Source organism: Acinetobacter sp. 24-47-64 (genome assembly GCF_057737055.1).
Window position 1 is genome coordinate 521,921 of the sequence record NZ_CM173215.1, and the last position, 23,046, is coordinate 544,966.

The window sequence follows — 23,046 nt, forward strand, 5'->3', positions numbered from 1 at the left end:
TCTTGATCGTGAAGCATTTGTATCATGCGTTTTTTTATTGTCCTAGATAGACTTTAGGTGATTAGACTTAAGCACTATCGACCACTAAGGCAATAATAATTAAAATTTATAGTCTTTATTTATTCATTTATTAAATAAATGATGGTTATATTTTAATTAAATTGTATGCGTAAAACATAGCATGTATTGTATTTTTTATATACCACTTCTGCTTTGTAATTGATTTAATTCATACGTTTTTTATTTTGTTATAATGAGTTGAATCACTCAAAAACAAAGCCCTTTACTCAAAGGGCTTTGTTTTTTAAGTTAGGTTTATTGACGGATTTGGCCATCGCCTAAAACAATCCATTTTTGTGAGGTGAGTCCTTCTAATCCGACTGGACCTCTGGCATGAATTTTATCTGTTGAAATGCCGATTTCAGCACCTAAACCATATTCAAAACCATCAGCAAAACGAGTAGAGGCATTAACCATGACCGAACTTGAATCGACGCGAGTAAGGAATTTTCGCGCCGTGCTAAAGTTTTCAGTAATAATCGAATCAGTGTGATGCGATCCGTATTTATTGATATGCAAAATTGCTTCTTCAACGCCACTGACCACTTTAACCGCTAAAATAGGTCCTAGATATTCCTCATACCAGTCTTCTTCGGTCGCAGTTTTAATCTGTTCACCTAAAATTGCTTTGACTTTCAAGCAACCACGCAATTCAACTTGTTTTTCAGCATAAAGTTCAGCAATGCGAGGCAGAAAGTCGTCAGCAACTTTTTCATCAACCAGCAGCGTTTCCATGGCATTACATACGCCATAGCGATGAGTTTTTGCATTTAACGCAATTGGCAATGCTTTTTGTAGATCTGCTTGGGCCTCAACGAAGACGTGACAGTTACCATCAAGATGTTTGATTACAGGAATAGTCGCTTCACGTGTAATACGTTCAATTAAGCCTTTGCCACCACGTGGAACAATAACGTCAACATACTCAGAGAGGGTAATCAATTGCCCAACTGCAGCACGATCTGCTGTATTGACAACTTGGACTGCGTTAACTGGTACACCAGCTTGCTCTAAACCTTTTTGAATTGCGGTAGCAATGGCTTTGTTTGACTCTAATGCCTCTGAACCACCGCGAAGAATGATGGCATTGCCAGACTTAATCGCTAAAGAGGCTGCTTCTAGAGTGACGTTAGGACGTGATTCATAAATCATACCTACGACACCTAAAGGCACTCGCATTTTTCCAAGCTGAATACCAGACGGGCGATAAGCTAGGTCAGTAATTTCACCAATGGGATCAATTAAACTGATGACATCTTTAAGACCTTGTAACATTCCACTGAAGCGTGTGGGTGTAAGTTCCAAACGATCGAGTAATGCGCTGTCTAAATTGTTTTCATGACCACGAGTCATGTCTAGTTTATTCGCAGCTAGAATTTGAGCTTGATGGTCTTCCAAAGCGGTATGGATTGCCGTCAAAGCATTATTTCGTTCAAAAGTCGAAGAGCCAGCCAAAAAGCGTGAAGCTTCACGCGCATTCTGACCGACGACTTGCATGTACTGTTCGATGGAGTCTTGCATAGCAGTTTAACTGATCATTTTAAAATCTCATTCAAATAGTAGCAGCGCAGATGACAACAATCTATGTTTATAAGCGAAAAAAGCTAAGTTGATAAAACTTGTAACTATTTTTAGAACCTAACGGCAGTTAAAAAAGATAAAAGGTGAATTCTTGCATTGCGCAGATTTCATGCATCTGTATAAAATGAAATGAATGTTAATTATGTTGCATAATCATAACGAATTGAGAGTATGATCAAATTAACGGCTGTGAAAACAAAACAATAAAGCCAAATGGAGATAAGGGAATGAATTCCATGATAAAAATGGAGCTTGAAGATTATTCAGCTGAAGACAGCACTCATTTTTTTGATCTGTACCATAAAAATAGTTTTAAAGAGCCGCCACGAACCACATGGATTGATGGGTGGAAAATTGAATATATGGCGATCGCATCGCCAGAAACACTGCATCAGACGCCAACTCTGATTGTCGGAGGCGCATTTCAAAATTTTAATTCATATAAATATTGCGTTGAACAGCTCTTCGAGAAAGGACCTGTTATTTTAATCGACTTACCATCTTTAGGTTCAAATCAACAAATCCACAATCGTGATACTGGAATTTCTGCTGGTACTCTAGAGCTACCAGAGCTTTCAAAAATGTTAGGTCAATGGTTGGATTTGGTGGAGATTAAGAAAGTCTCTGTTATGGGGATGTCATTAGGCTCTGTGGTTGCTTCCTGTTTTGCTCATTATCGTCCAGAACTGGTAGATCGATTAATTCTGATGGGCGTCATGCAGAAGACGCGGAAAAGCTGGCGTATGTTGCTTGAAGAGTCATTAAGATTGATGCAAGAGCAACGTATGGATGAGTTTGGTCAGGCTGTCATTTTGTATTTGGTGAATCATGCAAAATTAGATCAAACGCGTATGTCTCCAACAGCTAAACGACTTTTTTATAAGCAGATGTCTGAGTTTGATATCGCTGAGCGTGAGCGATATGAAATTAACTGTAATCGTTTATTGCGTCTTTCCCATGTTCCAATTCCGATGTGTAAAACATTAGTAGCATGTGGTCAATTCGATAGTTTTACTTTGCCATTTGAGAATGCGAATTTTGCCTTGCAATGTCCAGATGTTGAGTTTGCAATGATTGCAAATGCGGATCATGTGCCTCAATTGCAACGTCGTAAAGAAACCATGAATCTTTTTACCAGTTTCTTAAAAGGCGAATCGATTCACAATCTAGATGGAATCATTTATTTAGATAAAGACCAAATGCAATCTTTGGATCGAAGGGGGGAAGTTCGATTTGCCCTTAAAAATGCGCATTCTGTTTTAATTCATCAAACAAATGCACAACGTTTTGAAGTTGAAATTAAAGACCTGAATTACTTTGGTGTATCATTCTTTTTGGATGACCCATCTCAAGTTGAAGTCTTACAGGAAGATGCTCGAAGTTTTGCAATTGAATTTGAGGATGAGCAAGGACATTTTGCTGTCGAATGCTTAATGTTCGATTTTATTGGAAATGAAGTAAGAGCATTATTCAAGCATGGTTATTTTGAAGTGGCTGATCGCTTACTTCAATTTATAGATACCCATAAACACAATGACAGCGTGGATTAGGCTGTCATTGAATTCATTTGAATCAAAAAATAGATACTTCGTAATATTGCTACGAACGAATCATTATTTTATTGCATGAATCATCCATACTAGATCACCAAGATGCTGATCTGTATCCATATTTTGATTCTTTTTTTCAAAATACAGTTGAGGTTGAATGACTTCAACTTCAGTAAAACCTGACAGTTTAAAAAAGTGCTGTACCTCTAAAGGGTCTTTAAAGTGGAAGGTAAATGCACTTCTTGAAGCGTATTTGAGTAATTTGCTGCTCGACCAAATTAAGTTAGCCAGTTTATGTTGCACAGGCTCGGGATAAAGGTCAGTTAAATAATGAAGCATTTGGAATGGTTGACCAAAACGCACAATCGAATTCAGTAATTGTTTGAGTAAATCTTGATTAAAATAATTGATTAATCCTTCACTGATAATCACTAGCGGTCGTGTTGGGTCGAATTCGTCAAAAGCTGTTTTGAAATCATCCGTGAATAAGTCTGCTGATAAAACTTTAGGGCTTTCGGGATCGATTTTATTCAAAGCGGATTGTTTTGTGGTAGCCATGTCTGGTAAATCTAATTCGCGATAATCTATTTCGGGATAATGGGATCTAAACCACCAACCACGAGGTGAAAGTCCCGCTGCAATTTCTAAAATTTGCAGGTTTGGATATTGTTTGATTAATAATTTTAAGTGATCGTCTAATAATGTATGTCGTGTCTTCAGGGTTGAACGCATACTTCCACCGATAAACTTCTCAGCCATACTTTCAAAAGGGTGAGCGAATTGCACCAACGCTTTACCTTTCGAAGTCGCAAATGCTTCGTGAGAGATACCCATTTGGTACCAAATATAGCCAGTGTAGTGAGCAGTAAACGAAATATGACGGTGCTTCGATTGTTTTGATTGAGACATACACATCCTTAGCTATGATTATTATTGGATTGGTCAAGATAAAGGGAGCATTAGAATGCTCCCTGTATTATTAAAATGATTGTCTAAAATCTTCAATGACCTTTTTGACAGATTTCCATTCGTTGCCTAAGTCAAGTTGTTCACCAATGCGATTCTCTTGAATCTTACCGCGCATACGCTCTAAGCGTTCTTGGTTCGGCAATGGATAATTCTCTATGGCACTGAGCGCGACACATGCAGATTCCCGATTATTGCAGACTAAGCCCATATCACAGCCAGCTTCAAGCGCGGCTTTGATGCGAGCATCTGCACCACCTGCAACACAAGCTGCTTGCATACTTAAGTCATCAGAAAACAAGACACCATCGAACTCAAGTGTTTCACGAAGTACTTTTTGAACCCAATACTGAGAAAAACCAGCAGGATTTGGATCTACTTTTTCATAAATCACATGTGCTGGCATGAGTGCGTCAAGTTGAGGTTGGAGTTGAATAAAGCTTTGCATATCTTGAGCTTCAATTTCAGCATAACTTCGTGTATCCACAGCTGCAGCAATATGTGAATCAGCTTTAACCGAGCCATGGCCAGGGAAGTGTTTCCCTGTGGTTGCCATACCTGCGCGTTTCATACCTTGCATAAAGGCTTGGGCTAAAGGGATGATATCTGAGATATTTTTAGCAAAAGCACGATCACCAATAACATCGCTAATGTCGTTAAGGTCTAATACAGGTGCAAAGCTGAAATCGATCCCGACTGCAAGAACTTCGGTAGCCATGAGCCAACCGCATTGTTCAGCCAATTCAATTGATCGTTCTGGCTGACTTAAATAGAGCTCACCGAAACGTCCCATGGCAGGAAGGAGAGTGAAGCCTTGTTTTAAACGTTGTACGCGTCCGCCTTCTTGATCGACTGCAATTAAAATATCGGGACGAACTTGGCGCATATGATCCGTTAAGGCGCGAACTTGTTGAGGTGATTCAATATTTCTTCCAAACAAAATGACTCCACCAACTTGTGGAGATTGTAGGAGTTGAATATCTTCTTGATTAAGTGTTGTGCCCTCAATATCAAGCATCAATGCGCCAATCATAGTGGAATCCGTGATTCTAATTTTAAAAGAGAAAACAATACCCGAATTTTGCAATGATTTGCTACATTTTCTCCGTACAGATTATGATAAAACTATACGGCAGAAATAAAAAAGTTGTTTAAGGTTTTGAATATTAATATTTCTATCTGAAAACAATAGTGTAAATTTGGTTTATCCAAGGAAAGACAAATTCGTTATGAAACTTCAAACAATCGCTTGCGCGGTAGCCATTGCCACTGGTGGTTTATTTTTTGGTCATACAATTAATGTTGCGATCGCAGCGAATGAACCAGCGGTTCAACAGGTTCAGAATATAAAGCCCACACAAGAACAAGCTTTAGTTTCAAGACAATTAGCAACTTTGGTGGATCGTCAGCACTATTTAAATATGCGTTTAGATGCTACGACCTCACAACGTATTTTTGATATGTATATTGATAGTCTTGATCCTGACCATAGCCTTTTCTTGGCAGATGAAGTGGCAAACTATAAGAAAAAATACGGACCAACTTTTGGAGCGGTGCTCAAAGCGGGTAACCTTGAAGGACCTTATGCCATTCACGCTCAATATCGTGATCGTTTAAAGTCATTCTATGAGTTTATGTTGGCGGAGTTAAAAAAACCGCAAAACCTAAATCAACCTAATGTGTTTATCGAGTCTGATCGTGAAAAGGCTCCATTTTTCAAAAATAAAGCTGAGCAAGAAAATCAATGGCGCAAAATGTTGGTGTCTCAGTTAATCAATTTAACGATTGCTAAAGAAGAAGATTTGGCTAAGCAAAAAGCGCTGAAAGATGATCCTTCTTTAGCAGCAGGACAAGATCTCACTTCAGCTGAAGATTTAACGCCAGTTCAGACTTTGACCAAGCGCTATATGCGTCAATTAGAACGTATGAAGCGTACAAAAAGCGATGACGTTTTAGAAAAAACGCTCAATGCTATGTTGGCGACCTATGACCCGCACAGTAATTATTTCCCGCCAATCGATGCGATTGAGTTAAATCGTCAGACCACATTGCAGCTTGAGGGGATTGGTGTGTCGATCCGTCCAGAACGCGGGAATGAAGACTATACGCGTATCGAGACGATCGTAGATGGTGGTCCTGCGTTTAAGACGGGGCAGGTCAAGTCTGGTGATCGTATTATTGGTGTCGCGCAAGACGGTGACAAAATGGTCGACGTCATTGGATGGACCAGTTCTGAAATCGTTGGATTGATCCGAGGTAAGCGTGGGACTAAAGTCACCATTAAATTGCTCGGACCTGGAGCATCTATGAGTCAGGCACGTACCGTAACTATCGTACGTGATGTGATTCAAGAAGAGGATGCGGGTGTACGTTCAAGAACAGTTGAAATTGTACGTGATGGCAAGAAACATAAAGTTGGAGTAGTCGAAATTCCATCGTTCTATTACAACTACCGTGCCCGTCGTGCTGGTGAAAGCTATCGTTCAGTATCTGAAGATACCAATAATGCATTGAAAAGTTTAGCTGCGCAAAATGTCGATGGCATTATCGTTGATCTTCGTAATAACCCTGGTGGTTCACTCGAAGAAGTGGCAAAAATGATTGGGCAAGTGATTAAATCTGGTCCAGTGGTTCAAATTCGGGATGGGAATGGTAACGTCAGTGTCTTCGAAGATCGTGATGGAGGTGCTCAAACCTACGCAGGTCCGTTAGCGGTCATGGTGAATCTGGCTTCTGCATCAGCAAGTGAAATCTATTCAGCTGCTGTGCAGGATTATGGTCGTGGGATTGTGATTGGAAGTACTACGACAGGTAAGGGTACAGCTCAAGTTCAATTGGACAGCTTAGCGTATGGTCAAGCGACATTGACGCAACGAAAGTTTTACCGTGTTACTGGTGGAAGCACACAAAATAAAGGGGTTGTGCCTGATATTCAATTGGTTGATATCTACGATGAAGAGTTTGGGGAGCGTAAAGCTAAGAATGCTTTAGAGTGGGATACCATCCCTACAGCTCCTTTCAAACGTGAGGGAGAGGTGCAGGCCTTTGTACCAAAATTAGCTGCTCATTCAAAACAGCGTGTTGCGAATGATATTCAATTTAAGTATCTAGAAGCGCGCAAAGCGATTTCGCAGAAAGCTAAAGAGAAAAAACAAATCGTGTTAGATCTCGATCAACGTAAAGCTGAACTCATCGCTTTGGAAAAAGAAACGTTGGCGGAAGAAAACAAACGCCGTATAGCAATGGGTAAAACTGCTTATCCAAATTGGGAAAGTTATCAGGCGTCGATGGAGGCTTTGGCTGAATCGCGTGCTAAGATGAAAACTAATCAACGTCCACCTTTACCTGAGGAAGAGGCATTTGTCACTGAATCAGCTCATATCTTGCTCGATTACATTGCCTTGCAAAAATAAAAATATTTATTGTTAAGTTTTACTTAAAAATGGCGTATTTCGATACGCCATTTTTTATGGATCTCGCCGAAAAACAACTTGACGTTCAATGAGATGGTGATATTGTTGTAGGCGACAAATGCTCATTAAAAAGTTGAACCTTCTTACATTTATTTGCTGTACTTTTGGGGTTTAAATAAAATAAAAACAGGTTCAGGTACGGATAAGTCTCTATATGATTCATATGAGTTACGATTATGCAATGGTGGCGGGTTCTGCTGTGGCGGCAGTGATCGTCTGCTTTATTGCTATTTCATTTGAACAACTCATTAGTACCCACAAAAACCCAGTTGGTCAAAAAGTGCTGCTCGGTGTAAGTGGCATGATATTTGGTCTTGCGATTTGGGTCATGCATTTTGTTGGAATGCTGGCTTGTCATTTGCCCGAAGATCATAGTTTCGATGTAGGTTTGACGCTATTTTCTTATGTGATCGCAGCTCTCGCTTCAATTTTTGCCATATGGCTCACGACTAGATCTACACTTCCTTTAGCTAGATTAGTTTTGGGTGCACTTCTGATGGGTTTCGGTATTTCAGGTATGCACTATACTGGAATGGCGGGATTGATCGTTCCCAACTACATTATTCGTTATGACACCATTTTGGTGATTTTTTCTGTGCTGATTGCTGTATGTGGTTCAGGGTTGTCATTCTGGCTGATGTTTAAATATAAGCGTACCTATCACAATAAATTGGCATTCAAGCTTGCCGTGGCATTCATGATCGCTTTTAGTATTGTGGGAATGCATTATATTGGTATGGCGGCTGCGACTTTTCAACCCGTGGATGCTAAATATGCAGCATTAAATCAACTCCATGAAGGTCAAGGTTTATTACTTTTTGTCATTATATTTGTCACCTGCTTGGTTTTAGTGGTCAGTTTTTTTGTCGCTATTTTAGAATTACGACTTGAAGAACGAAATCAACAACTAATCAAAATGAATAAGGAGTTGGAAAGTCTTGCTCTTCAAGATAATTTGACCAAACTTCCAAATCGACTTTTTTTGCTTGATTACACCACTTCATTATTTTCACTTCACCAATCTAAAGATCATAAAGTTGCATTCATTTATATTGATTTGGATCGTTTCAAGGCAGTGAATGATGCTTTTGGACATCATATTGGTGATCAGCTTTTAGTGAATTTAGCGCATCGACTCCATGCATTACTCGAAAAAAACCAAAAATTAATTCGTATTGGTGGTGATGAGTTTTTATTGGTTGTTGAAGATTTTTCTACAGACCAAATTGATCAAGTTGCCAATCTAGTATTGAGTAAAATCCAAGAAGGCTTTGTGATCTCGGGGAAGGAAATCAATATCTCAGCAAGTTTAGGTGTGGTCTATTATCCAGATCATGGTGCTGATTTACATGATTTGTTGGTGAATGCTGATGCTGCAATGCTGATGTCCAAAGAGCAAGGTCGCAATACTTATAGTGTGTTTAACTATTCATTAGATCAACAAGAAATCGCACGTAGCCAATCAAAACTTATCAATGATTTGTATCGTGCTGTTGAAGAACAACAATTCATTTTATTTTATCAGCCGAAATTCACAGCAGATTTTAAAATTTGTGGCGTTGAAGCTTTAATTCGTTGGAAGCATCCAAGTCTAGGACTTCTAGCACCGAATATGTTTATTGAGGGTGCGGAGCAAACAGGTCTTATTATTAAAATGGGCTACTGGGCCCTTGAACAAGCGTGTATACAGATTCAAGCTTGGCAAAAAAAGAAATTGCCTTTCTGCCCGATCGCTGTAAATTTATCAGCTGTTCAATTTGAACATAAAGCGCTGGTAGATACATTAAGATGTTTAATCACGCAATACCAGATCGATCCAGCCCATTTAATTATTGAGATTACTGAATCGACAGCAATGCATCATATCGATGTCAGTATTCGTACTTTTGAGAGCCTACGTAATTTGGGGATTGGGCTTGCGATTGATGATTTTGGAACTGGTCATTCAAGCTTCTTATATTTAAAGAATCTCCCGGTAGATGAACTTAAAATTGACCGTGAATTTATTCGAAATCTTTCACCCAATACTAAAGATGAAATTATCTTAGAAAGTATTATTGTATTGGCTAAACGTTTAGGTTTGGTGGTGACAGCTGAAGGCGTTGAAACTCAAAAACAAGCCGATATCTTAAAACGTTTAGGTTGTCAGCAATTACAAGGCTATTTATTGGGTATGCCATTACCTGTGGATCGTTTAGAAAGCACATTTAAGAACTATTAACTTCTGGTCAGTTTCTGATTCATCACATTCACATTCGGTATTGATCTGCTACAATATCGCCAATTTTTATTTTGATCTTTTTTGATCTTCTAAACTGCATGTCTGCAGTAGGTGTTATTCATGAGCTTTAAGCAAGAGTTAGCGGAGCAAGTTGCTCAGCGACGTACATTTGCCATTATTTCCCACCCCGATGCGGGTAAAACAACAATGACGGAAAAGTTATTGTTGTGGGGGCAAGCGATCCAAGTTGCAGGTATGGTAAAAAGCCGTAAATCTGACCGTGCTGCGACATCAGATTGGATGGAAATGGAAAAAGAGCGTGGTATCTCGATCACGACCTCTGTGATGCAGTTCCCTTATAAAGACAAAATGATCAACCTGCTCGATACACCGGGGCATGAAGATTTCTCTGAAGATACATATCGTACCCTTACAGCCGTAGACTCAGCGTTGATGGTGATTGATGGTGCGAAAGGTGTCGAAGATCGTACGATTAAATTGATGGACGTGTGTCGTATGCGTGACACACCGATTATTTCTTTCGTTAACAAAATGGACCGTGAAATTCGCGAGCCACTTGAACTACTCGACGAAATTGAAAACGTACTTAAGATTAAATGCGTACCTTTAACTTGGCCTTTAGGTACAGGCCGTGACTTCGCGGGTGTTTTTAATCTGATCGAAGAAAAATTCTATGTCTATAAAGCAGGTTTTGGTTCAACCATTACAGATATCGAAATTCGTGACGGTTATGACCATGCTGACCTTCGTGAAAAAGTCGGTGAATTAGCTTGGGCTGCATTTGAAGAGTCACTAGAATTAGTTCAAATGGCAAATGAACCGCTTGATCGTGAAGAATTCTTAGCAGGGCGTCAAACTCCAGTATTGTTTGGTACAGCGTTGGGTAACTTTGGTGTAGACCATGTCTTAAATGCATTTAGTGAATATGCACCACCACCAAAAGCACATCCTACCCAAGATCGTAAAGTTGAAGCGACTGAAGAGGGTTTCTCTGGTTTTGTCTTTAAAATTCAAGCCAATATGGACCCTAAACACCGCGATCGTATTGCTTTCATGCGTATCTGCTCAGGCAAATATGAAAAAGGCTTGAAAATGAAGCATGTACGTATTGGGAAAGATGTGCGTATTTCAGATGCATTAACGTTCTTGGCGGGTGATCGTCAGCATTTAGAAGAGGCATGGCCAGGTGACATTATTGGTTTACATAACCATGGTACGATTCAAATTGGCGATACTTTCACTTCGGGTGAAAACTTGCAATTCACAGGTATTCCTCACTTCGCTCCTGAAATGTTCCGCCGTGTTCGTTTAAAAGATCCTTTGAAATCGAAGCAACTCCAAAAAGGTTTAAAAGAGCTTTCAGAGGAAGGTGCAACTCAGGTATTTATGCCACAAAACAGTAATGATCTTATTGTGGGTGCTGTGGGTGTTCTTCAATTCGAAGTTGTAGCTTATCGTTTAAAAGAAGAATACAAAGTAGATTGTATTTACGAGCCTGTGAGCATTAACACTGTTCGTTGGGTTTCATGTCCAGATGAGAAAAAATTTAACGAATTTAAGAAAAAAGCACATGACCAACTTTCAGTTGATGGTGGTGGGCATTTAACGTACTTAGCACCTAGCCGTGTCAATTTACAATTAATGCAAGAGCGTTATCCTGATATTGTTTTCCGTAATACACGTGAACATTAATTTTGCTTGAAAATGTAAAACAGCTTCCTCGTGAAGCTGTTTTTGTATCAGAATAACCAATGATTTAATTTTGGTTGATTTTTGTGATTACTCTAAACTTACAAAAAAAACGATTGCGTATTCTTCTTGCTACCTTAGTCATTGGGATGGCATCTTGTGAAAAACAACCAGAGTCTAAGACACAAAAGTCAGGGCAGTCTGCCCAAGTTAAAAACGCTGATGTGTTACCATACTTAAATGATAACGCGTTTCAAGTTGAAATAAAGAGCGAAAATTGCACAAAATCGGTCTGTGAAAAAATTGAAATTTTAAGTTTAAAAACCGCAGATCAGTGGGTCAATCAACAACTTAACAACCATTTGGCTTTTGTGATTCAAGATCAAATTAATGAAAAAGAACAATTGAGTTTGGATCAATCCATCGAAACCTATATAAGTCGCTCTGAATCATGGATGAAGGAGTTTTCACTGAATCAGCCTTATGAGTTGGATATACTGACGCAAGTCGCCACCCAACGAAATCAATATGTGTTGATCCAATTCATTGTTAACACAAAACAAGCTGAAGTGATCGTTAAAGATCGTGGTTACTTTATGGTATTGGATCGAAAGCAGAAAAAAGTTTTACAGTTGCAGGATGTGATTCAAAAGAACCAAATAAATGATTTTGAAAGAATACTTCAAGTGTCCTATCAAAAATGGTTAAAGGCCCAGAGTGGTGAAGTGAGAAGTATCGCTCCAGTGAATCTCAGCTGGCAAAATCAGGAATGGTTCTTTGATGGTGAAGGGATTGGTGTTCATATTCGTGCGAACGAAATTGTCAAAGGTGGTGAGCAATTGGATATCTATTTGAATCATGCTCAAACCAAGCAGGTGGTTGTACCGCAGATCTTTCAAAAGATGTTTTGAAATATTACAAATATTGTAATGTAGCATATACAATTGCAGTTAAACCCATACAAACGAAGCTTGAGCTATCAATTTCATCGGGTTAGGCTTAAATCAATGATAAATGACCGTTTCTCCTCAAGGTTGTGAGATGTTAAAAAATAAAATAGTTTGGACTGTATCTGTACTTACTGCCGCAATTACGCTGAGCGCATGTCAGCCAAAAGGGGACGGGCCTAAAGAGTCACCTGACACTCAAACTCAAGCAGCATCGGAAGTTCAGATACTCGTGCTTCAGGGTGAAACTGAAAAAGTGCCTGTTCGGTTGGTAGAATGTGATGGTAACAATTGTCCAGAAATTTCAATTGATCGATTGAGAACGAATCAATTTGTGTTAGATGGCTTAATTGATCAAGCGATTATCAAAAATTTACAAGAAACGCTAGAGTTGTTCGAACCTGAGCAGACGCTGCCTAAAGACAAAGATACTCAAGCCGCAAGTGAAGTTGTTGAATATAAAACTGCAGCGCAGTTACTTGCAGAGCAGATTCAGCCCTATATTGATAACTTTGTGGGTTTAGATAAAGAGTTAAAGCACTTGGGGGTTGGACATCAAATTAGTTTGAGTATTAGTCCTAAAATTTTAAATTCACAAGGACCACTTGCAACCGTCGTATTGAATACGAGTAACTATTTAGGAGGTGCACATGGTTCTTCTTCACAAACTTACTTTAATTTTGATTTGAAACAGCAGAAACAAGTGTCACTAGATCAAATTTTAGTGAAAGACCAAAAGAATAAATTAAATCAATTGGCCCATGATGAATTTAAAAAATGGGTCATAGATTCGCAGTTAGCAGATAACGTTGAAGAGTATGAAGAGGCTTGGAAATTTAAACTCACTGATAATTATTATTTGGGTAAGAAGGGTTTAATTCTTCAATACGGTGAATATGAAATTGGTCCTTATGTGGTGGGTTTGCCAAGACTTACGATTCCTTATGAAAAGCTACAGGGTGTGATTAAACCTGAAATGCTGGAGGCTGTTCATTCTTCGGTTCAAGTTGCTGTACCTCAAGCTGCAGGTGAAGCAAAATAACATGTCCATGCCACGTTTGTTTGATACGCATACGCACTTTGATGTAGAAGATTTTGACTTCGATCGTGAGCAACTTGCGTATCAGGCTAAACAGAAGGGAGTGGATGCCCTTGTACTGATTGGGTTTCAACACCAACGCTTTCATACATTGATTGAAACACACCATTGGTTAAATGGTTTAGATCAGGCACCGAGGAGTTATCTCGCTCCTGGTCTACATCCTTTTTATATCGAACAACATCAGCCTCATCATCTAGACGATCTAAAAAAAATTCTTGAAGTACAACAATGCATCGCCGTTGGAGAAATTGGTTTAGATACTTTTCTCAAGCAACATAAGCAGTCGGAAGTTTTCGCTAAGCAACAGGATTTTTTTGCGCAACAAGTCGATTTGGCTCAACAATTTAAGCTTCCTGTGCTGTTACATATTCGTAAATCTCATGCTGAAGCATTAAGGCTGTTAAAAGCAAAGCAATTTGTTCACGGTGGTATCGCCCACGCATTCAGTGGAGGGATAGAAGAAGCGAAGGCATTTATTCAACTTGGATTTAAGTTAGGGGTCACGGGACAGATTACCAATCCCAATGCTAAAAAATTACACCAAATAGTTCAGTATGTTGGTATTGAACATCTGGTCATTGAAACAGACTGTCCTGATATGACGCCATTATGTTGTCAAGCTTCAACTGAACACCGTACCCGTAATACCCCACAGAATTTAATTTATGTTTTAGAAGGTTTGGCACATAGTTTAAATACAAGAGTCGAAGACATTGCGCAACGTGTTTGGGAGAATAGTGTGTCTGCACTCAACCTAAAAAATGAACTGAAATTGTCGTGAGTTCAAAACTCTCTATTCCTCCGAAGTTTTGCTAAAATACGCCTTTTCCAAATAGTGTTAGAGCAATATGACTGACTTAGTTCATGATGATGAATATGAACGCCGTTTTACGGGTGTAGCCAAAATTTATGGTGAAGAAAATTTTCAGCATTATGAAAACAGTCATGTCATGGTGATTGGTATTGGCGGTGTTGGCTCTTGGGCTGTCGAAGCTTTGGCTAGAACAGGTTTGGGCGAGTTAACACTAGTTGATATGGATTCTGTTGCAGCGTCAAATATTAATCGTCAGTTACCTGCGATGACATCAACATTAGGTCATGAAAAAATTGAAGTGATGGCAGAGCGTTGTCGCCAAATTAATCCACGTATAAAAATCAATTTAATTGATGATTATCTAACGCCTGAAAATGTAACGGAGATTTTGAGTTCAAATCCAGATGTTGTGTTGGATTGCATTGATGATGTCAAAGCAAAACTCGCATTGATGCTACATTGTCGTTTCAATAAAGTCCCTTTGATTGTATCTGGTGGTGCTGGTGGTAAATTAGATCCACTCAAAATTCGGGTCGCAGATTTGTCAAAAACAGAATACGACCCGATGCTGGCAAAATTAAGAAGTCAGTTACGCTCAAAAGGTATCTGTAAAAAGCCGAAAGAGAAGTTCGGTATCACCTGTATTTATTCGGTGGATAATCCTTTTTCGAATGCTGATATTTGTGCGAGTGCTGGGTTAAGATGTGGTGGTTATGGTTCAGCCGTGGTGGTGACATCAAGTTTTGCAATGGTGGCAGTGGCTGAAGTGTTAAAACGATTAGATTCGATTCAAGCAAAACAAGCCTAAAAGTGATTATCAAAAAAGGTCTCTATCAAGAGACCTTTTTAATGATGAAATTTGTTTATTCAGCATTGATTTTTAAGCTTTCTTGTTCAGCATGTCTTTGAATGGCTTGTTGCATACCGATTAAGGCATTTTCAATATCTTTTAATGTTTTCGCGTTACCCCCACTCAGGGCTTGTCGCCATTTTCGTGCACCAGGAAGGTTTTGAAATAAGCCTAAAATATGACGTGTAATCACTGAAAGTGGCGCACCATCAGCTAAACGTTTTGCAATATATGGCATCATTTCCTGCATGATCTCAAAACGATCAGGTGCTGACAAATTCCATAATTGTCCTAGTTCAGCCAGTAGATAAGGATTGTGATAAGCCTCGCGACCAATCATGACACCATCCACATGTTGTAAGTGTTGTTGAGTTTCAGCAAATGTTTTGATCCCACCATTGATTTCGATCAATAGTTCTGGGCGATCTTGCTTTAAACGATAGACATCTTCATAACGTAAAGGCGGAATGTCTCGATTCTCTTTTGGTGACAAACCCTGTAGTAAAGCAATGCGTGCATGCACGATAAAATTTTGACATCCCGTTTTTGCAACGGTATCGACAAAATGCAGCATCTCCTCATACGATTGCATATCATCGATGCCGATTCGGTGTTTTACCGTGACGGGAATATCAACTGCATTTTGCATTTCAGCAATACATTCAGCAACCAGCTCAGGCTCAGCCATGAGGCAAGCACCAATTTTATTGTTTTGAACACGATCACTAGGGCAACCAACATTTAAATTGATTTCATCATAGCCCCAATCTTGAGCCATTTTAGAACAGGTTGCGAGGTCTTTAGGATTTGATCCACCAAGCTGTAACACAATAGGGTGTTCTTCTTTGCTGTAATCTAAATGACGGGCTGCATCGCCAAATAAAATTGCGCCTGTGGTCACCATCTCGGTGTACATGATGATATTTGGATTGAATAGACGTGCAAAAAAGCGGTAATCACGAGTCGTCCAATCCATCATGGGTGCGACGGAAATTCGAGGCTGTAAGGATTGGATATAAGACATGGTGAAACCTAGATTGAGTAAATCGTGAAAAGCTCGGCATCTTACCATAATTTAAAAAATGGTTCATTGAGGAAGGTGTTAAAGAATACTGCTTCTAAAGGTTAATGAATCTCTAATTTTTAAAGGCTTTGTTGCACAAAGATTTGAAAGGCAAAGCGCCCCTAATTGAGCCAAATTTAAGGCGTAACTTGGGGAAGTGGTCGACCCAATTCCGTAAACCTGTTGAGGACTGCTACACGTGCATGAACCTCATTGACTTGGCTATCAAAGCTCCTTGCACTGAGTTTATCTCCTATTAATTTGATGCAGTGCATTTTAGTCTCAACCAAACTTCGGCGATGATAGCCTGACCATTTTTCCATAGTGTCCTACCTAAACGTTTAACTGTTCGAAGTAATTCATTTCGCTCTAGCGCGCTGCTCTTTGTATCTTTCCATGGTTTCGCATTTTTTCTAGGTGGAATCACCGCATGCGCTTGCCGATCTGCAATGGCCTGACGGCATTGCTTGCTGTCATAAGCTCCATCGGTATAAACAGAGTCAATCTGTTCATCTTGTGGAATCTGATAAAGTAAATCACCTAGTACCTGTGAATCACTGATATTATTGGTTGTGAGCTGTATAGCACGTATTTGAAGAGTTTCAGCATCTATAGCAATATGTAGCTTACGCCATTGGCGACGATATCCAGGTCCATGTTTCTTGCGTTTCCATTCGCCCTCATCTAGAAACTTCAAGCCTGTAGAGTCCATGAGTAGATGCAGCCCATAGCTACTTTTTTGGTAGCTGATTGCAATATCAATATACTTTTGTCTTCTACAAAGTGTACTGTAATCTGGCGCTGTCCAATTTAATCCGCAAAGTTTAATTAGACTTTGCACAAAGCCAGTGACCATACGTAAAGACAGACGAAATAAGGATTTAATCATTAAGCAGCATTGGATGGCTGCGTCGGAGTAGGTTTGATTTCGTCCTTGTTTGCCTTTTGATAGAGCATACCATTGCGTAGTAGGATCAAACCAAATGGCAATATTTCCGTGATTAATGAGTGCTCGGTTATATGCGGGCCAATTGGTTGTGCGGTAGATTATGTGTAGGCTTCTTCATTTGAAAATTATATGGCTGAAGAAGCCCTTAAGAATAGCTTTGTGAAACAAAGCCTAATGGAACTAAAACACATTATTTATTTGATAAGAATGGGAAATATACTGGGAAATGGTGTTATGAAAATATTTTTATCAGATGTACGACAAGTATTCAGCGGCTTATTGACCCATAAAATCAGTCGAGAGGAAGCTGAAGAGTGGGCAAGAATAAGGATGAATGCGCTTGACCATAATGAATTGTTTTTTGATCCTCCTACTGAAGAGAAGCTTCTATGGAAAGCAATAATTTATTTGAGTGGTGTAGCTTTAAAAATATCACCTGAGGAATATATGGAAGATGATGATGGTATCAAAGAGATGTTTAATACTTATTGGTCAAAGTGATGTGGCGTCATGTATTAAACTGGACGGTATATTTAGCCAGACTTTGAGGAAGTTTAATACACTGCTTTATCTAATAGATGAAGGATGTGTGGATATGGGCTATGAAGCCAAATGTGGGTTTTCAAAATGATGAGTGGTTTTAAAAACCCAGGAGACTTTTTACTCATTTTGGCTTATTTTTTTATTTTTCAGGCTACATTGACTCTCTTTGGTTGGCAATTAAAAGAGAAAAGAGAAAAGATATTGAACTGGAATATTGTAATTGGCTCGCTTCCATTTGTACTCAGTATTGAATTGTTGTTTGATCACTATCAGAATTCATTTTTTGGGGAACTAACATTAATTCTCACTTATTTTTGTATATGTTTTGCTTTAAATACATTTTTTTGGATATTTAGTTTTTTATTTAAATTAAATCTACTTAAAATTAGATGGTATTTTTTTTCTTATATCAATGTTATAGGCGGTTGGATATTTTCAATATTAATTTAAATATTATCAGAAGCTTTGGCTTTTTTTATATAAATCTTTTTATATGAATAAATCTTTATTATAGGAAATATAATTTTTTATTTTAATTGATTTGAATCAGGCGGTTATGAATTATTGTTTGCAACAAAGCCTCTTGGTTATTATATTTTTTTGCTTGGTATAAATATTAGGGTTCTTTCATAAATCATTTTTTACTCAGTTCTAAATTATAAACCCCTGCGATTAAACTGAATCTTAATCCCAATCTTTTGCCACGGTTGCGATATCGCTCAGCAAGGATTTTGAAGGTCTTCAAAGTTCCAAATACATGCTCAATCCCAATTCTTCTTTTATTGATTTTTTGATTGTAAACTTTTAGCTCAGGATCTAGTTTACAGCGCTTTTTTGCTTTTAATGGCAATAGACTATTTGGATACACCGTATAAATCCCTTGATAACCTTTCTCTGCAAGAATAAAAGCACCTTTAGGAATCTGATTCAAGTTGCGTTTGAAAAGCTCGAAATCATGTACAGCACCACAACTCGTGCATAAACTCAGAACTTGCTGTGTTCTATAATGGATAATGGCTTGTACTTTGAAAGTATGAGCTTTCTTCTTACCACTATAGCTTTTCTTCTGTTTTTTTAGGTCTTTGTATTGGGGTTTCTGTGGCATCTACGATCACCACATTCCAGTCGATACCTTCGCCTTCAGGCAAACTCTTGGGTAAATTAAATAGATTGGACTTGATCAGGCAATCCTCTACGTGGCGGACGATTCTTGAAGCAGTAGGCTCTGACACACCATAACTGGTTGCGACATGAAACAATGTTCGATATTCACGCCAATAACTTAAGCACAGCAGGATTTGATCTTCTACACTTAACTTAGATGGTCTACCTTTAGCAGGTACAAGCATTTTTAGCTGTTCCGCCATTAAATCAAAGGTTGACCATGAGATGCCTGTATATCGCTTAAACTGTGTTTCAGAAAGCTTCTTTGAGTCGATGTATTTCATTCGCAAATTATGTATGAATATTTAAAATTATTCGGTACAAATAATCAGCAAAGGATAGATCTTTTTTTGATTTATGAAAGAGATATAATTTAAATTTTTCAATCATTGGTTTAAACAGTGTTCAAGTGAAGTCATATTTTATTGATGATTTTATTTTAGAATTCTATTAGCTACCCCTTCAAGAATAAACTTAGCTGCTTGAGTTTGACTCTGGATAAAACCATTATATTTTGGCAAATCATCAGCTACATCTTGCACACGACGATGGTAAAAAATATGCATATTTTCAGGGGGAACTTGCGAGAAGTCTTTTAAGTTCCATTTAGGAATAAATACCAACTGATCTAATATTCCAAATTCAATAGAAGGGGACTGACATTGTTTGCATATCCCACGACGGATATTGGGTGGTGACTTCAAACGTTTAAAAGTAGTCTGTTTAATATTTAAATCATAAACATCTTGTTTCAAGAATACTAAAACATCTGAAAATGCCTTACCTGTATATTCTTGGCAAACTTGGCAGTGACAAATAAAATGTGCGATGGGTGCATGAGAAAAGCGAAAAGTATTTGCGCCACAAGAACAACTTGCTTCAACATTGAAAGGCATGTGATTTAAATTTGACATAAAACTTCCTTGTTTAAGATCTATTCATAGATGAAATTAAAATTTTAAAGTTCGATTGAGTATCACGCAGGATAAATAAGGACTCTGATCAAGTTTGAGCCCCATAGTAAAAAAATCGCTGAGCACTTATGTCGTATAGAACCTAAAGATTATCTAAAGTGCACTGATATCAGATCCGGTCTTTTTGGGGTCGACCAAAATTTTAGCGTGTTGTTCAGGATCACCTAAGGCCTGAAAAGCATCTTTGACTCCTGCAAGACCTACAACGCCCGTTATCAGAGGAGAACAATCAATTTGACCTTCAGCGATCATATGGAGCGCATCTCTGAACTCAAGTGGCGTATAACCAATCACAAACTGGATTTCGATTTCTTTGTTTAAAGCCAAAGCGGGTTCGATGCTGTCGGATTGCATACATACACCCACACCGATAATTTTAGAAAATAATGGCGCACCGTTAATAATCTGTTGAAGGATGCCTGGCATCCCGACACATTCAAAAATCACAGGACGTTTGGGTAAAGCACCTAATTTGTCAGCCACACGCCACGCATGCCACCATGGAATATGCATAGACTGAATCTTTTCAAAAATACCGATTCCATAGTTAATCGCTTCAGAAGCATCACTCAATAAACCGTATTCTTTCCAACTCTCAAAAGGCGAGGATTGTTTAGGATCAATGACGACATCTGCACCACAAAGTTGAGCCAGCCGACGGCGATTTGGTGAGAAGTCACTGGCAATAATTTTTTTCACACCAATCGCTTTGAGCATTAAAATGACACCTAAGCCTACTGGACCACAACCAATAACAATTGCGGGTTCTGATTTCTTTATTCTGCTCCGACGTACTGCATGTAAAGCAACCGCCATTGGCTCGGTCATTGCTGCAAGATCGGGATGTAATCCATTTGGCACCGCAAACATGAGTTGAGATTGCACCAAGATTTGTTCGGCATAACCACCAGAAGCTTGAGGGGAAAGACCAGTAGCTTGATAACCCCACTGATCAACTTTCAATAGTGGCATCGCACAAACTAAGGTATCTGTTTTAAATTTTTTTCTAGTTTTAGGACCATAATCTAGAACACGACCGCAAAATTCATGCCCCATGACAAAACGGTCTGTTGACTTTGCAACACCTTTTAGACCCACTTTAGCCGTAAGTTCATGCATGTGGTCACAACTATGTTGCATATGTAAATCACTGCCACAAATACCACATCGCACAACTTCTAATAAAGTTTGTCCTTGTGATGGTGTTAGATGGCTGACATCTTCAAGTGTTAATTCATTTTGATGACATACAACAGCTTTCATTCTTGTCCACGAATATTTTTTATAATGATAGTGAACAGTGTGTGTGATTACGCACAAGAGATACACAGCTTTAGAGGACTGAATGATGACTGCAGAGGCTAAATTATTGAAAAAGCCTCCATTTATAGAGGCTTAACATGCATATTTTATGAGTTAACTGAGTTGGGTTCGATGATAACGTTGATCCACTAGCGTGAATAGTGCCGTACAACTGACCAGGATTAATCCTACGATACACGCCATTGCCCATCCACCATGATCCCAAGCATAAATTCCTAGCGCGGAACCACTTGCGCCACCAATGAAATAGCTGGTCATATAAAGTGAATTTACACGAGATTTAGCATCCGGTCTTAAATTAAAAATCACATTCTGGTTGCTACTATGCACCAATGCTAGACCGAGATTCATCAGTCCAAAACCGATGATATAGCAACTTAAATAGAATGCACCTAAATAAAGGAATATCCATGCGCTACCTAGGATTAAAATGCCAAACCAAGTGATTTGTTTGACGTAACCACGGTCGGCGATCTTACCAATTTTCTTGGTGGACAAGGCGCCAAATACGCCAACCAAAGTGACTAAACCCACCATGACATCTTCAAGAGAAAAAGAGGATTTAAGTAAAATAGAAATGGTTGAGAAGAGGATGCTCATCGTTGCAAATGCAAAGGCACCAATGATAGAGCGATAGATTAAACGAGGCTCTTCTTTAAGTAGCAGCCCCATGGATTTAAACACAGCAAAATAACTAATTTTAGAGCTAGGAATATAAGGCAGACGAATATTAAGTACCACAGCGACCATTAACATCAAAATTCCACTGACGATATAAATGAGCTGCCAATTAAATAAGTTGGATAACAAACCAGCTAAACTGGTCGAAATTAAAATGCCTACCAATAATCCGCTCATCAGTAACCCGACGACTTCGCCTGTTCGTTCTGGTCGAACCGCCATCGTGGCAAACGGAATCAAAATTTGTGCTGCAACCGAGAAAAGCCCAGTGATAATTGTGCCAGCCCATAACATATAAAGGTTGAGCGAAAAAGCACAAATAAATAATCCCACTGCTGCAAAGAACATTAAAAATGGGATTAATTTCGTTTTATTGAGAATATCACCAAGTGGTACGATAAAAAGCAGTCCGACAGCATAAGAGACTTGAGCCAAAGTAACAGTTAATGCCACATCTGTTGCAGGGGCATTAAAGTAAAGTTGAACAGAGTGAATTAAGGGTTGCGAATAATAATTAGCGCCTGCACAAATACCACAAGCAATGGCCATCAACCAAAGTAAAGCAGTGTCATTCGTGATGTCTTTTTTATTTAAATCGTCAAGATCGTTATACATGAATAAATGGCTCAGTGGATGAGGAGCAGTAAGCTGTGGCTTCGATTTCAATTTGCATGGCGTCTAATGCCAAGCGAGACACAGGGATTAGTGTGCATGCTGGGAAATTTTGATCTTTCCATATTGTATTCATTTTCAGATTTAACAGGTGATGTTTTTGTTGGTCAAAATTGACAATCAATACGCTTAGAACAGCAATGTTATAAAAGTCGATATGTGCATAGCTGAGAGCGATTTTGAGATTTTCGAAGACTTGGTTGAGTTGTTCTGAATAATCAGTGGAATAATGTCCTTCGGCATTTTCACCACCTTGACCTGATATATGAACGACTGTGTTGAAGTGTTTGACCTCACAGATGTGGCTATATCCAAATTGCCTTGGGGAATAAAGCTGAGGTGGATTTTTAGTGGTTAAACTAAATGGTGGCTTATTTGGTTTTGTCATTCTATCTTCTCTGGA

Annotated in this window: 20 protein-coding genes and 1 pseudogene; 10 read left to right on the forward strand and 11 right to left on the reverse strand. The window is 38.8% G+C overall.

Translation table 11 applies throughout. The annotated features are described in order from the left end of the window. Window positions 1–315: 315 nt before the first annotated feature. A complete protein-coding gene (locus tag AC1M85_RS02560) occupies window positions 316–1,581 on the reverse strand; it encodes a glutamate-5-semialdehyde dehydrogenase (RefSeq protein ID WP_035265287.1) in 1,266 nt (421 codons plus the stop codon). Window positions 1,582–1,868: 287 nt separating this feature from the next. Here AC1M85_RS02560 and AC1M85_RS02565 point away from each other — a divergent pair, with 287 nt between their 5' ends. Next, window positions 1,869–3,191 (forward strand): alpha/beta fold hydrolase, encoded by a 1,323-nt coding sequence (locus AC1M85_RS02565; protein WP_488213493.1) that lies wholly within the window; start codon window positions 1,869–1,871, stop codon window positions 3,189–3,191. A gap of 63 nt (window positions 3,192–3,254) precedes the next feature. On the opposite strand, the gene AC1M85_RS02570 is transcribed toward AC1M85_RS02565, so the two are convergent. Further along, window positions 3,255–4,100, reverse strand: a complete 846-nt coding sequence (locus AC1M85_RS02570; RefSeq protein ID WP_488213494.1) for a class I SAM-dependent methyltransferase — start codon at window positions 4,098–4,100, stop codon at window positions 3,255–3,257. A 70-nt stretch (window positions 4,101–4,170) separates the two neighbouring features. Next, entirely contained in the window at window positions 4,171–5,190 is a 1,020-nt protein-coding gene (nagZ, locus tag AC1M85_RS02575) for a beta-N-acetylhexosaminidase (RefSeq protein ID WP_488213495.1), read from the reverse strand. A 196-nt stretch (window positions 5,191–5,386) separates the two neighbouring features. On the opposite strand from nagZ, the gene AC1M85_RS02580 reads away from it, so the two are divergent. From AC1M85_RS02580 to AC1M85_RS02610, 7 genes are all read left to right on the forward strand, one after another. Then, complete coding sequence (locus AC1M85_RS02580; protein WP_488213496.1) at window positions 5,387–7,570, forward strand: carboxy terminal-processing peptidase; 2,184 nt, start codon at window positions 5,387–5,389, stop codon at window positions 7,568–7,570. A 214-nt stretch (window positions 7,571–7,784) separates the two neighbouring features. After that, window positions 7,785–9,851: a putative bifunctional diguanylate cyclase/phosphodiesterase gene (locus AC1M85_RS02585; protein ID WP_481590365.1), complete on the forward strand. Its 2,067-nt coding sequence runs from the start codon at window positions 7,785–7,787 to the stop codon at window positions 9,849–9,851. Window positions 9,852–9,971: 120 nt separating this feature from the next. After that, window positions 9,972–11,564 carry a peptide chain release factor 3 gene (locus tag AC1M85_RS02590; protein ID WP_035265298.1) on the forward strand — a complete coding sequence of 531 codons (1,593 nt, stop codon included), beginning with the start codon at window positions 9,972–9,974 and terminating at the stop codon, window positions 11,562–11,564. Window positions 11,565–11,647: 83 nt separating this feature from the next. After that, complete coding sequence (locus AC1M85_RS02595) at window positions 11,648–12,472, forward strand: hypothetical protein (protein ID WP_092766769.1); 825 nt, start codon at window positions 11,648–11,650, stop codon at window positions 12,470–12,472. Window positions 12,473–12,602: 130 nt separating this feature from the next. After that, the gene (locus tag AC1M85_RS02600) at window positions 12,603–13,550 is read left to right on the forward strand and encodes an RsiV family protein (RefSeq protein ID WP_092766781.1); all 948 of its coding nucleotides are present in this window, start codon (window positions 12,603–12,605) and stop codon (window positions 13,548–13,550) included. 7 nt (window positions 13,551–13,557) lie between these two features. Then, window positions 13,558–14,391 carry a TatD family hydrolase gene (locus AC1M85_RS02605; RefSeq protein WP_488213841.1) on the forward strand — a complete coding sequence of 278 codons (834 nt, stop codon included), beginning with the start codon at window positions 13,558–13,560 and terminating at the stop codon, window positions 14,389–14,391. A 67-nt stretch (window positions 14,392–14,458) separates the two neighbouring features. Continuing rightward, entirely contained in the window at window positions 14,459–15,232 is a 774-nt protein-coding gene (locus AC1M85_RS02610; protein ID WP_481593314.1) for a tRNA threonylcarbamoyladenosine dehydratase, read from the forward strand. Window positions 15,233–15,287: 55 nt separating this feature from the next. Here the strand turns inward: AC1M85_RS02610 and dusA are convergent, their stop codons facing one another. Further along, window positions 15,288–16,298, reverse strand: coding sequence for a tRNA dihydrouridine(20/20a) synthase DusA (dusA, locus tag AC1M85_RS02615; protein WP_092766772.1), 1,011 nt, complete (start codon window positions 16,296–16,298; stop codon window positions 15,288–15,290). Between the two features lie 176 nt (window positions 16,299–16,474). Beyond that, window positions 16,475–17,404: pseudogene (locus tag AC1M85_RS02620) on the reverse strand (IS5 family transposase). 116 nt (window positions 17,405–17,520) lie between these two features. Here AC1M85_RS02620 and AC1M85_RS02625 point away from each other — a divergent pair. Then, window positions 17,521–17,787, forward strand: coding sequence for a hypothetical protein (locus AC1M85_RS02625; RefSeq protein ID WP_488213842.1), 267 nt, complete (start codon window positions 17,521–17,523; stop codon window positions 17,785–17,787). Between the two features lie 129 nt (window positions 17,788–17,916). After that, window positions 17,917–18,279, forward strand: a complete 363-nt coding sequence (locus tag AC1M85_RS02630) for a hypothetical protein (protein WP_481591549.1) — start codon at window positions 17,917–17,919, stop codon at window positions 18,277–18,279. Between the two features lie 184 nt (window positions 18,280–18,463). On the opposite strand, the gene AC1M85_RS02635 is transcribed toward AC1M85_RS02630, so the two are convergent. From AC1M85_RS02635 to AC1M85_RS02660, 6 genes are all read right to left on the reverse strand, one after another. Further along, window positions 18,464–18,934, reverse strand: coding sequence for a transposase family protein (locus tag AC1M85_RS02635; RefSeq protein WP_488213497.1), 471 nt, complete (start codon window positions 18,932–18,934; stop codon window positions 18,464–18,466). Further along, on the reverse strand, window positions 18,882–19,277 hold the full coding sequence (locus AC1M85_RS02640; protein WP_035265307.1) for a transposase family protein: 396 nt from the start codon (window positions 19,275–19,277) through the stop codon (window positions 18,882–18,884). Before AC1M85_RS02640 ends, AC1M85_RS02635 begins: the two co-directional genes overlap by 53 nt. Window positions 19,278–19,427: 150 nt before the next feature. After that, entirely contained in the window at window positions 19,428–19,907 is a 480-nt protein-coding gene (locus AC1M85_RS02645) for a GFA family protein (protein WP_488213498.1), read from the reverse strand. A 153-nt stretch (window positions 19,908–20,060) separates the two neighbouring features. Then, window positions 20,061–21,230, reverse strand: coding sequence for a zinc-binding dehydrogenase (locus AC1M85_RS02650; protein ID WP_488213499.1), 1,170 nt, complete (start codon window positions 21,228–21,230; stop codon window positions 20,061–20,063). A 153-nt stretch (window positions 21,231–21,383) separates the two neighbouring features. Further along, window positions 21,384–22,586: an MFS transporter gene (locus AC1M85_RS02655; RefSeq protein ID WP_035265309.1), complete on the reverse strand. Its 1,203-nt coding sequence runs from the start codon at window positions 22,584–22,586 to the stop codon at window positions 21,384–21,386. Continuing rightward, a complete protein-coding gene (locus AC1M85_RS02660; protein ID WP_481587565.1) occupies window positions 22,579–23,031 on the reverse strand; it encodes a RidA family protein in 453 nt (150 codons plus the stop codon). Before AC1M85_RS02660 ends, AC1M85_RS02655 begins: the two co-directional genes overlap by 8 nt. Window positions 23,032–23,046 lie beyond the last annotated feature (15 nt).